Origin of the sequence: Pseudomonas sp. B329, from assembly GCF_023127835.1 — a bacterium.
Taxonomy (GTDB): domain Bacteria; phylum Pseudomonadota; class Gammaproteobacteria; order Pseudomonadales; family Pseudomonadaceae; genus Aquipseudomonas; species Aquipseudomonas synxantha_A.
On the sequence record NZ_SPKP01000022.1, the window covers coordinates 20,340 to 34,132 of the forward strand.

9 protein-coding genes and 1 pseudogene are annotated in these 13,793 nt (G+C 59.7%); 3 read left to right on the top strand and 7 right to left on the bottom strand.

Features of this window, described 5'->3' with window-relative positions:
• Positions 1 to 8 precede the first annotated feature (8 nt).
• Positions 9 to 653 (top strand): DUF1120 domain-containing protein, encoded by a 645-nt coding sequence (locus E4P00_RS13550; RefSeq protein ID WP_223017610.1) that lies wholly within the window; start codon positions 9 to 11, stop codon positions 651 to 653.
• On the opposite strand, the gene E4P00_RS13555 is transcribed toward E4P00_RS13550, so the two are convergent.
• From E4P00_RS13555 to E4P00_RS13580, 6 genes and pseudogenes are all read right to left on the bottom strand, one after another.
• Positions 650 to 1,915 carry a CynX/NimT family MFS transporter gene (locus E4P00_RS13555; protein WP_248131739.1) on the bottom strand — a complete coding sequence of 422 codons (1,266 nt, stop codon included), beginning with the start codon at positions 1,913 to 1,915 and terminating at the stop codon, positions 650 to 652. The two genes, E4P00_RS13550 and E4P00_RS13555, sit on opposite strands and share 4 nt — an antisense overlap.
• Positions 1,905 to 2,060 (bottom strand): annotated as a pseudogene (locus E4P00_RS13560) (GntR family transcriptional regulator); the annotation flags it as partial. The gene E4P00_RS13555 and the pseudogene E4P00_RS13560, both read right to left, overlap by 11 nt.
• 185 nt (positions 2,061 to 2,245) lie before the next feature.
• Positions 2,246 to 3,010, bottom strand: coding sequence for an amino acid ABC transporter ATP-binding protein (locus E4P00_RS13565; RefSeq protein WP_005785051.1), 765 nt, complete (start codon positions 3,008 to 3,010; stop codon positions 2,246 to 2,248).
• Positions 3,011 to 3,021: 11 nt separating this feature from the next.
• Entirely contained in the window at positions 3,022 to 4,119 is a 1,098-nt protein-coding gene (locus E4P00_RS13570) for an amino acid ABC transporter permease (protein WP_032877666.1), read from the bottom strand.
• A gap of 10 nt (positions 4,120 to 4,129) precedes the next feature.
• On the bottom strand, positions 4,130 to 5,311 hold the full coding sequence (locus E4P00_RS13575; protein WP_005785047.1) for an amino acid ABC transporter permease: 1,182 nt from the start codon (positions 5,309 to 5,311) through the stop codon (positions 4,130 to 4,132).
• A 72-nt stretch (positions 5,312 to 5,383) separates the two neighbouring features.
• Complete coding sequence (locus E4P00_RS13580) at positions 5,384 to 6,415, bottom strand: amino acid ABC transporter substrate-binding protein (RefSeq protein WP_032877669.1); 1,032 nt, start codon at positions 6,413 to 6,415, stop codon at positions 5,384 to 5,386.
• Positions 6,416 to 6,762: 347 nt separating this feature from the next.
• Here E4P00_RS13580 and E4P00_RS13585 point away from each other — a divergent pair, with 347 nt between their 5' ends.
• Both E4P00_RS13585 and rhlB read left to right on the top strand, forming a co-directional pair.
• On the top strand, positions 6,763 to 7,419 hold the full coding sequence (locus E4P00_RS13585) for an alpha/beta hydrolase (RefSeq protein ID WP_078820336.1): 657 nt from the start codon (positions 6,763 to 6,765) through the stop codon (positions 7,417 to 7,419).
• Between the two features lie 95 nt (positions 7,420 to 7,514).
• A complete protein-coding gene (gene rhlB, locus E4P00_RS13590) occupies positions 7,515 to 8,981 on the top strand; it encodes an ATP-dependent RNA helicase RhlB (protein WP_078820335.1) in 1,467 nt (488 codons plus the stop codon).
• 65 nt (positions 8,982 to 9,046) lie between these two features.
• Here rhlB and E4P00_RS13595 read toward each other — a convergent pair whose 3' ends face one another.
• Entirely contained in the window at positions 9,047 to 13,777 is a 4,731-nt protein-coding gene (locus E4P00_RS13595; RefSeq protein WP_248131741.1) for an RHS repeat-associated core domain-containing protein, read from the bottom strand.
• Positions 13,778 to 13,793: the final 16 nt, after the last annotated feature.

The window sequence follows — 13,793 nt, forward strand, 5'->3', positions numbered from 1 at the left end:
CTCGTCCCGTGAAAACCCGCCTCTTTACCAGTCTGTTGCTGTTGACCAGCACGCCCTCTGTGCTAGCCGCCTCGGCGGTGGACCTGAGTGTCAAAGGCTTGATCACTCCCTCCGCCTGCTTGCCGCAGTTCCCCGGCGGCGCCCTGATTGACTACGGCAAGATTGCCCAACAGGACTTGCACCTGGCGACCGCCACGCGCCTGCCCGTCAAGACCCTGACCGTCGGCATCGCCTGCACGGGCACGGTTCGCTTTGCCCTGCGCATGCGCGACAACCGCGACGGCTCGGCCATGGTCGACAGCGAGATTTACTACGGCCTGGGGTTCGATATCAGCGGCAATCGCCTGGGGGTCTACTCCATGACCTTCGACCCACGACAGACCCAGGCCGGCAACATTGCGCAGATCTACGGCACCGAGTCCACTACCGGGGGCCTGGCGTGGCGCACGTCCAACCTCAACCCCATCGACATCGGCTCCAGGAGCTACCTGGGCTTTACCGATGTGGAGGGCAGTGTCAGCGGGCCCGCGGCCATCGGTTTAATGCTGAGCACCGTCACCGTGCAGACGGTGATCAATGCTCGACAAAACCTGGACCTGAGCGTGGACACCCCGCTCGATGGTTCGGCCACTCTGGAAGTGGTTTACCTCTAGAGCTTCTCGCTGGTGACCTGTACGTAGCGCTCACGACCGGCGCCCAGACCCGCGACAATCGCACCCAGGCCGATCACCGCGAAGATCCAGCCGATAGCCGCCCAGCCGCCGGTCCAGTCATGTACCAGGCCAACCGCAAACGGACCCATTGACGCCAGGGTGTAACCGATACCCTGGGCCATGCTCGACAGGTTGGCGGCGACGTGAGCGTCACGCGAGCGCAGCACGATCAAAGTCAGCGCCAGGCTGAAGGTGCCGCCCTGCCCCAGGCCGAGCAGAATCGCCCAGCCCCATAAACCGTCCAGCGGCGCATACAGGCAACCGAACAGGCCACCGAGGGTCAGCAGCATCACCACCACAATCGCCAGGCGCTGGTCCTTGCCTCGGGTGGCCAACCACGGTGCGGCCAGGGAACTGAGCAGTTGCACGATGATGGAGCCTGAGAGCGCCAACCCGGCTTCGGTAGCACTCAGGCCACGTCCGATCAGGATTGACGGTAACCAGCCAAACACAATGTAGGCCAGGGACGATTGCAGGCCCATGTACAAAGTCACCTGCCAGGCGAGCGGGTCACGCAGCAAGCCTCTGACCCGGTAAGCCACCTGATGGGCACCGTGCTTTTGCCCCACTTGCGGCAACCAGAACAAGGCCGCCAGCAACGCCGGAATAACCCAAAACCCCAGACCGATGGCCCAGCTGTCTGCGAAATATTGGCTCAGGGGCACCGTGGCTCCCGCAGCCAACGCAGCCCCTAGACACAACGCCATGGTGTAGACGCCGGTCATGGCGCCCGCCTGCCGGGCAAAATCGCGCTTGACGATGCCCGGCAGCAACACGCCAATGATGCCAATACTCGCACCGGCAATCAGGCTGCCGGCGAACAGCCCCACTTCACCGAACGAACTGCGCAGGATAATCCCCGCGGCCAGGGTCAGCAGAATGCCCAGCACCACGCGCTCGGCGCCAAAACGTCTGGCCAGGATCGGCGCAGTGGGCGCGAACAGGCCCAGGCACAAGACCGGCAAAGTGGTCAGCAACCCGGCCTTGGCCGCAGATAACCCAAGGCTGCTGGAGACTTCAGCCAGCAGTGGCGACATGCTCGACAGCGCCGGCCGCAGGTTCAACGCCACCAGTACCAGGCCCAGTAGCAGGAGCCACGGGCGAACCACCCGCGGATGGGCCTGCTGGACGGCCTCGTCATCGGATTCGGCGTCGATCAACAGTTCTTCGAGTTCAGTCGTACGTTTGGCTTCAAGGTTCATTGATCAACTGCCGGCAGAGGGATTTGGCACGTTCGGGGTCTTGATTTTCTGCCGCGTCGAGCAAGGCGATATGCAGCTCGAATACAGCCTGGCGATGCGGTGAGATGTTCAGGGCCTGACGTAACTGGGCGCCGACGAGGCTATTCGCAGTTGCCTGCAAAGGCAACGCACCAGAGTGCCTGGGTAGCAAAAGAAGCAGCAGAGTGGCTATGCCAAGGTATTTGCGCGGTCTCACTCATATCGTCAACACGAAGCCAGAGGCGCTCGCGGCTCCCTGGCCGACAAACAATAAACCCGGCACCAGGCCGGGTTTATGTGTTCAACCATTGATCAATGCAGTATCTGGCTCAAGAACAACTTGGTCCGGTCATTCTGCGGGTTGTCGAAGAAGTCATTCGGCGCCGCCTGCTCCACGATCTCGCCCTTGTCCATGAAGATCACGCGGTTGGCCACGGTGCGCGCAAAGCCCATTTCGTGAGTCACGCACAACATGGTCATGCCGTCTTCGGCCAGGCCAATCATGGTGTCCAGAACCTCTTTCACCATTTCCGGGTCGAGTGCCGAGGTCGGCTCGTCGAACAGCATGATTTTCGGTTTCATGCACAAGGCACGGGCGATGGCCACACGCTGTTGCTGGCCGCCGGACAGTTGCCCCGGAAACTTGTGGGCCTGCTCTGGAATGCGTACACGTTCAAGGTAGTGCATGGCAATTTCCTCGGCCTTGCGCTTGGGCATCTTGCGCACCCACATCGGCGCCAGCGTGCAGTTTTGCAGGATGGTCAGGTGTGGGAACAGATTGAAGTGCTGGAACACCATGCCCACTTCACGGCGGATCGCTTCGATCTGCTTGAGGTCGTTGGTCAACTCCACGCCATCGACCACGATGCGGCCTTGCTGGTGCTCTTCCAGGCGGTTGAGGCAGCGAATGGTGGTGGACTTGCCCGAGCCCGACGGCCCGCACAGCACAATGCGCTCGCCCTGCTTGACGTTGAGGTTGATGTCTTTCAACACGTGGAACTGGCCGTACCACTTGTTGACGCCCTGCATCTGAATAATGCCTTCAGGGCTCACCGGCTGTTTGATTGCTTGGCTCATTAAAACAACTCCTAACGCTTGTGGCCGGTGTCGAGCTTGCGTTCCAGATGCATGGAATAGCGCGACATACCAAAACAGAAAATCCAGAAAACCAGGGCGGCAAACACGTAGCCTTCAGTGGCCATGCCCAGCCATTTGGGGTCGGCGGCGGCTTGCTTGACGCTGTTGAGCAGGTCGAACAGGCCGATGATGATCACAAGGCTGGTGTCCTTGAACAGTGCGATGAACGTATTGACGATGCCCGGTATCACCATCTTCAAGGCTTGCGGCAAGATCACCAGGCCCATGCTGCGCCAGTAACCCAGGCCCATCGCCGCAGCCGCTTCGTATTGCCCCTTGGGGATCGCCTGCAAGCCACCGCGCACCACTTCAGCCACATAGGCCGACTGAAACAGAATCACGCCGATCAGGGCACGCAACAGCTTGTCGAAGTTCATGCCCTCGGGCAGAAACAACGGCAACATCACCGATGACATGAACAGCACCGTGATCAACGGCACGCCGCGCCAGAACTCGATGAAGGTCACGCAAACCACCCGAATCGCCGGCATGTTCGAACGCCGTCCCAACGCCAGTACAATGCCCAACGGCAAGGCGCCGGCGATGCCCACCGTGGCGATCACCAGGGTCAGCATCAAGCCGCCCCATTGGCTGGTCGCCACGTTGCTCAGCCCGAACACGCCGCCATGCAGCAAGCAATAGGCAATGATCGGGTACAGCAGCAAAAAGCCCAGGCCGTAGATCGCCTTGCGTGGAAAACGCGAGATGAACAACGGCGCCACGCCAATGATGGCCAGCCATACCGTCATGTCCACGCGCCAGCGCAGGTCCACGGGGTAATAGCCATACATGAACTGCCCGAAGCGCTGCTGGATGAACACCCAGCAGGCGCCCTCTTTGGTGCAATCGGCGCGCGTGGTGCCGACCCAGTTGGCGTCCAGAATCGCCCAATGCAGGATCGGCGGCACCACCAGGTACACCAGGTAGATCGCCAGCAAAGTCAGCAGCGTGTTAAGCCAGCTTGAGAACAGATTGGCGCGCATCCAGGCCACCGGCCCGAAGACTTTGTCCGGGGGTGGCATATCAGGTTTGAACGTATGCGTAGTCATTGGCGTTTCCTCACCGCTCGATCAGCGCAATGCGCTTGTTGTACCAGTTCATCAGCAGGGAAATGCTGATGCTGATCGCCAGGTACACGCTCATGGTGATGGCAATGACTTCGATGGCCTGGCCGGTCTGATTGAGCACCGTGCCGGCAAACAGCGAAACCATTTCCGGGTAGCCGATACCGGCGGCCAACGAGGAGTTCTTCGCCAGGTTCAGGTATTGGCTGGTCAACGGGGGAATGATCACGCGCAAGGCTTGCGGGATGATGACCTTGCGTAGCGTAGGCCCCGGGCGCAGGCCCAGCGAGCGTGCCGCTTCAGTCTGGCCATGGCTGACGGACTTGATGCCCGAACGTACGATCTCCGCAATGAAGGCCGCCGTGTACACGGTCAGGGCCAGGGTCAACGCCAGCAGTTCCGGAATCAGTACCCAGCCGCCGACGAAGTTGAAGCCGGCAAGCCTGGGCATTTCCCAATGCAGCGGTGCGCCGAAGGTCAACCCGCACAACGTCGGGATCACAATCAATAGCGCCAGGCCCGTCCAGAATTTATGGAACGGTACGCCTGTCGCTTCAAAGCGCTTGTTGGCCCAGCGGGTCATCAGCACGATAGCCACGATAGCGACCACCACGCTGGCGACAAACGGCCAGAACCCATCGGCCGCCAGCGCCGCCGGCATGTTCAGGCCACGGCTGCTGACGAAGAACATGTCACCAAAGTTATGGCTGTTGCGCGGCCCCGGCATGGTCAGGAACACCGCGAAATACCAGAACAGAATCTGCAGCAGCGGCGGAATGTTGCGGAAGACTTCAACATAGACCGTCGCCAGCTTGTTGATCATCCAGTTGGGCGACAGGCGCGCCACGCCGATGATGAAACCGAGCAGGGTTGCCAGCACCACACCAATGACCGTCACCAGCAAGGTATTGAGCAAGCCGATCACAAACACCCGGGCGTAGCTGTCCGATTCGGTGTAGTCGATCAAATGCTGCGCGATGCCAAAGCCGGCACTGCGCTCAAGAAAGTCGAAGCCGGAGGTGATGCCCCGGTGTTGCAGGTTGGTCTGGGTGTTGTGAAACAGGTACCAGCCCAGCGAGACCACCGCCACAATGGTGATGATCTGGAAGAGCCACGCGCGCACTTTGGGATCGCTGAAGCTGAGCTTCTGCTTGGGTGCGCCGATGAGATTTTGCATGGAATGCCCCGCAAGGAATGGAACAGAACATCACCCGGCGGTTGGCCCACCGGGTGATAGAACCATCAGCGATCAGCGCACAGGAGGTGCGTACTGGATACCGCCGTTGTTCCACAGCGCGTTCAGGCCACGGTCGATTTCCAGCGGGGTGCTCTTGCCCAGGTTGCGCTCGAACATTTCGCCGTAGTTACCCACTTGCTTGACGATCTGTACGACCCAATCCTTCTTCACTTTCAGGTCTTTGCCGTATTCGCCGTCGGCACCGAGCAGACGCGCAACGTCGGGGTTCTTGGTGGACTTGGCCTCAGCTTCAACGTTCTTCGACGTCACACCGGCCTCTTCGGCGTTGAGCATGGCGTAGCCCACCCAGCGCACGATGGCCAGCCACTCGTCGTCACCGTTACGCACCACCGGACCCAGTGGCTCCTTGGAAATGGTTTCCGGCAGCACCACATAGTCTTTCGGCGCAGCCAGCTTGCTGCGCTGGGCGAACAGTTGCGACTTGTCGGAAGTCAGCACGTCGCAACGCCCGGATTCCAGCGACTTGGCGCTTTCATCAGACGTGTCGAAGGTGATCGGGGTGTACTTGAGGTTGTTGGCGCGGAAGTAGTCGGAAACGTTCAGCTCAGTGGTAGTACCCGCCTGGATGCAGATGGTTGCACCGTCCAGTTCCTTGGCACTTTTCACGCCGAGCTTGTTGTTGACCAGAAAGCCGATGCCGTCGTAGTAGGTGATGAAGCCCGGGAATTTCAGGCCCATGCCCGCATCGCGGGAACTGGTCATGGTGGTGTTGCGCGACAGGATGTCGACTTCGCCCGATTGCAGCGCGGTGAAACGCTCCTTGGCGTTCAACTGGCTGAACTTGACCTTGGTGGCGTCACCAAAAACCGCAGCGGCCACGGCACGGCAGTAGTCAGCGTCAATCCCGAGGATCTTGCCGCTGGCATCCGGCACCGAGAAACCCGGCAAGCCGTCACTTACGCCGCATTGCACAAAGCCTTTTTTCTGCACGGCATCCAGGGTGGCACCCGCCTGGGCTAAACCACTGACACCCAGTACAGCCGCCGCTGTGACGATGGCCAGGGTGGACTTCAATACCTTCATTACATACCTCCAGTTGCTCTTGTTGTGTCCAAGCTCCAACCTCAGCGCACCCTTATGAGGCGATATCGACCCGTGTTGGCTTTTTTTGGGGTCAAGCAGCATGAGGTTTTTGCGGTAATTCCAGTTGCTTTCCCACCGGCGGCAGTCACTGATAGTGTTACCGCCCTGGGAGAGTTCTGACATCGACCTATCACATAGCAAGGCGCGTACCAGAGTGCTGGCCGAGTCGCTGCCCGTCCTGTTCAGTGGTAAAAGATTCAACCTGGCGACATTCTCTTAACAGATCAACCTGTCGCGCACCGTCCCGATGCCCCCAATCCAAGCGTGCGCACATATATGGAGCAGACATGACCGACCCCTTGATTCTTCAGCCCGCCAAGCCCGCAGACGCCTGCGTTATCTGGTTGCATGGCCTGGGTGCCGATCGCTACGACTTCCTGCCGGTGGCCGAGGCGCTGCAGGAAAGCTTGCTGACCACCCGCTTCGTTTTGCCCCAGGCGCCGATGCGCCCGGTGACCATCAACGGCGGTTATGAGATGCCGAGCTGGTACGACATCAAGGCCATGAGCCCGGCACGTTCGATCAGCCTGGAAGAACTGGAAACCTCGGCCAACATGGTCACGGATTTGATCGAGGCACAAAAGAGAACCGGAATAGACGCTTCGCGAATTTTTCTCGCGGGTTTCTCCCAGGGTGGCGCAGTGGTTTTCCACACGGCGTTCAAACACTGGGAAGGTCCATTGGGTGGCGTAATTGCCCTCTCCACGTATGCACCGACCTTTGACGATGAGCTGGAGTTGTCCGCCAGCCAGCAACGCATTCCCGCCCTCTGCCTGCATGGCCAGTACGACGACGTCGTCCAGAACGCCATGGGTCGTAGCGCCTACGAGCATTTAAAGAGCCGTGGTGTCACCGTGACATGGCAGGAATACCCAATGGGCCACGAAGTGTTACCCGAAGAGATACGCGATATCGGCACCTGGCTGGCTGAACGCCTGCGCTGAAACCCGCGTTTATGTAGCCGTATGACAGACGCACTACGCCGCGCCCGATTCTTGCATTACACTGGCCGGCGTACATTCCTTAACCAATTAATGAGATGACCGTGCTCAAAGCACTCAAGAAGATGTTCGGCAAAAGCGAGGCTGAGCCGCTCGCGCCTGCTCCCAGTGCTCCTGCCCCCAAGCCCGGCAACCGCAATGACGGTCCACAGCCTGGCCGGACTACGCCTGCCGCCTCACCGAAAAAACCCACGGTGACGCCGCCTGAACAGGTAACGCCTGCCGAGGCCGCCCCAGCACCTGCGGCTAAACCTCGTCGCGAACGCGCGCCCAAGCCGCCGGTGACCCCGTGGAAACTCGAAGACTTCGTCGTCGAGCCCCAGGAAGGCAAAACCCGCTTCCACGACTTCAAGCTGGCCCCGGAACTGATGCACGCCATCCAGGACCTGGGCTTCCCGTACTGCACGCCGATCCAGGCGCAGGTGCTGGGCTTCACCCTGGCGGGCAAAGACGCCATCGGCCGCGCCCAGACCGGTACCGGCAAGACCGCCGCATTCCTGATCTCGATCATCACCCAGCTGCTGCAGACGCCGCCGCCCAAGGAACGCTACATGGGTGAACCGCGCGCGCTGATCATCGCCCCGACCCGCGAGCTGGTGGTGCAGATCGCCAAGGACGCCGCCGACCTGACCAAGTACACCGGTCTCAACGTGATGACCTTTGTCGGCGGCATGGACTTCGACAAGCAACTCAAGCACCTCGAAGCCCGTCACTGCGACATCCTGGTCGCCACTCCAGGCCGCCTGCTGGACTTCAACCAGCGCGGCGACGTGCATCTGGATATGGTCGAAGTGATGGTGCTGGACGAAGCCGACCGGATGCTCGACATGGGCTTTATCCCGCAAGTACGCCAGATCATTCGCCAGACCCCGCCGAAAACCGAGCGCCAGACCCTGCTGTTCTCCGCAACCTTCACCGAAGACGTGATGAACCTCGCCAAGCAGTGGACCACCGACCCGTCCATCGTCGAGATCGAGGCGCTGAACGTCGCCAGCGAAAACGTCGAGCAACACATCTACGCCGTGGCCGGTGCCGACAAGTACAAGCTGCTCTACAACCTGGTCAACGACAATGGCTGGGAGCGGGTGATGGTCTTTGCCAACCGCAAGGACGAAGTGCGCCGCATCGAAGAACGCCTGGTGCGCGACGGCGTCAATGCTGCGCAACTGTCGGGCGACGTGCCGCAGCACAAGCGCATCAAGACCCTGGAAGGCTTCCGCGAAGGCAAGATCCGAGTGTTGGTGGCTACCGATGTAGCTGGTCGCGGTATTCATATCGACGGCATCAGCCACGTGATCAACTTCACCTTGCCGGAAGTGCCGGACGACTATGTGCACCGCATCGGGCGTACCGGTCGCGCAGGCGCGGCGGGTGTGTCGATCAGCTTTGCCGGGGAGGATGACTCGTATCAGTTGCCGTCAATCGAGACGCTGCTGGGGCGCAAGATCAGCTGTGAGACACCGCCGACGCACTTGCTGCGAGCTGTAGAACGCAAACGGCCGTAAGGTGGAACCAATGCCAGTCATCGAGCCTGACTGGCATTTTTTATGCGCCCACTGTCTTGTCCTGATCAGTCACTATCGCCCAGGTCACTCCAGACAGGCTGACGAATACGCATAGTCTCTTTTCGAAATTCCCCATAGAACTGAAAACTGCTCCCCGGCATGTCTGCCAGCCCCAGGCTTATGGGGCGCGGCTGTGGCTGCTGCTGGCGCTGTGACTGCTCGTCGTCGGCCGATGGCTGAGCTTGCAGGCTCTTGATTCGCGCATCCAAGCCACGACCGAAGTTAGTCCACCTGAGTACCGAGCGGGCACCGCCGAAAAGTTGACTGGCAGTGGTTATCTTGGCGGGGACAGCGAGCGAGTAAGACAACCCCGTCGCGTTTTTGCCTGCCGCAACGAGCCCGCTGCCGAGGGGGCTGGAGAAGAATCCAATGGTCTTTTCAGATGACCTGCCCGCTGCGGCTGCAAAAGCTTTAGCCCCCAATGTGACAGAAAGGCCGACACTGGCAACAACGCCAACACTGGAGAACCCGAAAGACGCCCATCCAAGGTTCTTGATGTGCTGCGAACGATCCCACCCCATTTGCTTGTCGACGGCCTCGATACTCAGCCCTGTAATCCCCAGCGTGCCGCCTACCGAGCTAGAGCCCGTAGCGATGACGCCCAGAATATTTGCCGCCTTTACCCCCCCTTTAGCGAGCGCCGCCGCCATCCCGACCACTGCAACCTTGAACGCCACCACCGATAAGGCCAGCGCAACCCCGGTCAGCACCCAAGCCAGCCACTTTGGAAAAAGCCCACTCGGGTCGATGAGGTTGATCGGGTTACCAGCGCAGTAGGCGTAGCTGTTAATCCCACCCTCAGCAAAAGGCGCCAATGGATCAGCCGAAAGAAATACCATCAAGCGCGGGTCATAGGCACGCGCGCCCAAATGGTAAAGGCCGACCGCCGCATCCAGACGCTCGCCGTTAAACGCCGGCAGTTGCAGATCCGCCATCGATCGCACATTGCCGTCCTGCGGCACAACCTGGCCCTCGCCATACGGAGCGTAATGACGCTGTACAGACGCTTGCCCAGGCGCCACCACGCCGCGCACGGTACCGGCACCGTCATTCAGATGCAGCTGCGGCCCCTCGACGCCGCCGGTACGCGCCTGCACTTGGCCCCCGGCATTGAAGTAACGCAGTTTTCTACTGCCCTGCACCAACCTATCCAGATGATCCGCCGCATAGACCATGGCCACCGGTGATTCATTGTCACGGGTCGCCACGACTTGTCGAGACTCGGCATCGTACTCGTAGCTGCACTGCTGGGAACCTTCCTGCACGCAGGTCAACTGGTCATAGCCGTTATAGGTGTACGTTCGCCCTGCTGGCCCCCCGGTCAAGTTACCCGCCGCATCATAGGTCAGGGCATCATCCTGCAACGGGTTGGAGTGGGTCACACGGGTCAGGCGCGTGGGGTCTGCGTCGGTGAAAAACCGCTCGCTGATGTCCTGCGTGCCGTCAGCGAAAGTTGTCACGACGCCTGTGATGTTATCCAGGCTGTCGAAGCTGAATTGCTGCCCAACGATGTCGCGCCCCAACCAATCCCGGGGATGTTCACGCCCCTCGCAGCCATAATCCTTGAGCCGCAGGAAGGCGTCATAGGTAAAGGTCTCCCCCATCACCAATTCAGAGGCTGCGTCACGCACAATGCGACTGGCCAGCAGGCTGTTGGGATGATAAGTGCTGCTCATGACGTGTAGCAGCACGCCATTGTGCAAAAAGCGCCGCTGCGCCTCCCGCCCCAAGGTGTCGTAACTCACCTGTGTGACCACCTCAGTATCGGCGTAGCGAGTGGTCAGTACATCTGGTCGCGCAAACATGTCATAGCGCTGTTCAATGACTACCGTCCCAGCAGTCATCGTGCAAACCCTGCCCAGGGAGTCATATTCAAAGTCGCTACGCTGCCCATCATCCGTGGTGTGTTGCAACATACGCCCGCCGATTGAATAACCATACTGCGTGGTCTGCGGCCTACCGAGGACCGTCTGTATCTCTTTTTCCGGGTAGCCGTTCACATCATGGAATAACTCATGTTTGAGCGCGCCGCTTTCTGAATAGGTCGGCTGACCACTGACCGGATCATGCCGGTACTGCCTATCCGTGTGCCCCGCCATTTTGACCGTGCCTGGTGTGCTCAACTGCTTGTCGTAGGTCCATTGCTGACGGTGCCCACTGCCCGAGACCACGGCGACAGGTTCGGTCCAGTTTGTCTCATAGTGCCAAGTGGTGGCGGGTGCCGTGCCCCTGGACTGAGCAGTCAAACGCCCCAGGCTGTCGTAGGTGCGCGATCCCACCTGCTTGCCATCGATACTGATTGAACTGGGCAGCGACTCGCTGGTTCCATGCGCATAGGCCACCGTGCGCAGCCGTGCAGGGCTGCCATCCGAGGGCGTGTGGAGGGTGGTCAACACGCGGTCGAACAGGTCATAGGTGTAAACGGTGCGATGCTTGTCCACGTCCACCCGTGACAGGCAGCGCCCCAGGCCGTCATAGAGGCATGACTCCACTTCAGTGACCTGCCCCAGGGCGTCCACCCGGTTTACCAGGAACGGCTGATGGTGAGCATTCAGATAGGCTTCCAGGAGCTCGCCGCCCTCGACCCCCGTTACACGCAGGTGCAGTCTTGGGTCATATTCATCGATCGCCACGCTGCCATCGGCGCGGCTTACACGGCAGGCGTTGCCCCACGCGTTATAAGCGTAGCCGGTGGTCAATACACGCTCGCCATCCGGCAGATAATCAATATGAGTCCGTTCCACCGTTTGCCCAAGGGCATCGTAGCGCCAGGTCCCGAGGGGCTGCTCCTTTGCGCCATTCTCCAGTAACAATGCCTCGGCAACTGGCCGTCCTGCCCCGTCGAAGTAAGTGACGGTACTGCGGCCTTGCGCATCAGTCATCACCAAATGAGCGCGTTTCCCTGACGCTGCATAGTGATAAACAAAACAACGGCTGGCCTCCTGCGGCTCACCTGGCGAGGCTGTCTGCGCCGTCAATCGTCCTGCGACATCGTACGCGGTGACCAGCGTTGCCCCTCCGTCCCGGCTCATCAACAGTAAGCGCCTGTCGACCAGAGAGTGCGTGCGCACTGACTCCAGCCAGTGGCCCTCACGCCCCAATAGCCGGCGAGTTTCGCTCAGCGTGTCGCCGGTGACGGTGTAATCGTAATTGCTGACTAATTGCAGGCCATCAATGGTAGACGTGGTGCTTTTCAACCGGCCAACCAGCTCGGCTGGCGTGTCGTAGTAGGTTTGCTGTGTGCTGAATACACCAGCCTGAGTGACCGACTCCTGCACGACAAAGTAGCTGCTACCCATATGTGGCACACGGGTATGGGTGTACTCGGTGAGTCGGGCGGCAGGCGTGCCTTCCGCGGGGATAAGGCGCTCTTGCTTGACGTAACGCTGAAACAAATCATGAGGGTCGGCCGGGCATTTACCCGCCTCGCCTTTGATCGGGTAATAGCTGTATTCAATGCGAACCCCGGAGGCCTCAGTACGGCTTAGCTCGTTACCGTAGTCGTCAGTCTCACTCTCGAGCTTGACCACCCGTTCCGCACCACCCGCCACCAACGCGTAACACGTGGTGAGAATTTTTGGCAGCTGGAGGTTGGGAGGCTGGTCCGGGAAGAGCCCTGGGCTCACGTTATATTCAATGGTCCTGGTAGTCAGGGTGCCTTCGCGCAGGACCTGTTCCTCGGCCAGCAGGTGGAATTTGTTGTAGGTGGTACGCGTAACGCTCAGCGGTGCCTCATGGGTTGTGTTATCGATGCGGGTCTCTTCCGTCCAATAGTCATACTTACTGCCTATCAGGTACAAGTTGTCTTCGCCCTCACGAAAACCGCCTGAAAAGGGATAGCCAGTGAAATTCCTGCTTGGGCTGTAACTATAGGTACGTGACATGCCGGGCTGACCGGCAGCGGGTGTATGGACCCAACTGGTGACGCGAGGGATGTATTGACCATTGGCATACTGATGGCCGTTTTCGGCGTAGTTGATCAACTCGTCACCACCCATCGGTGAGCGCACCCGACGGATAGCAATCATGCCGTTGCGAAAGGCTTGTCCGTACTCCAATACATAGCCTGCGCCGGGAGGAGATTCGCGACTGTCATAAGGAGCGGTGAAACCGGTCACCCGAGCGTTCGATTGGGTGAAGGTGATACGCGCATAACGTCCTCCGTCGACTCGCGTATCACTGCGTACCAAGCGCCCATTGGAATAGGTCAACAACAGCAGCACTTGCTGATCATGATCCAGAATACGTTCAAGAGAACCACCCGGCGCGTACTCCCATTTCAGACGCTCACCGTTTTCAAACTGGATAGCATCAATACGATAGGACGTGGTGCTGCCCGTACGCTTCAAAATCTCGACGGTACCGTCCTTGTAAATCACATGAAGCGTCGTGGCATCGGGCCGCTGGACCACCAGGTCGGCAAGCTTGCGATCCTTGATCACCAGTGTTCCGCCCGCAGAGGGCAGGCTCTGGGTTTTGAATTGCTCGCCGGTAAGCAGCGTGAGCATAGAACGAGCGCTATCAAACTCGGTATTGCTGATCCGCCAGCCAGTCCCATAAACACCCGACTCGATGTTCATCATGGAGAATGACAGCGCGATCGTTCTACTGACCTCCAGCGGGCCTTGCGGGTATAAGGTGGCCAACTGAATTCGACAACCGTATTGGCCGGTGCGTGGGTCTACTCCGCCTCCGAAGTAAGAGCGGAAATTAAAGGCTTGAGAGTAAACATCCATATCTGACTCCGATACT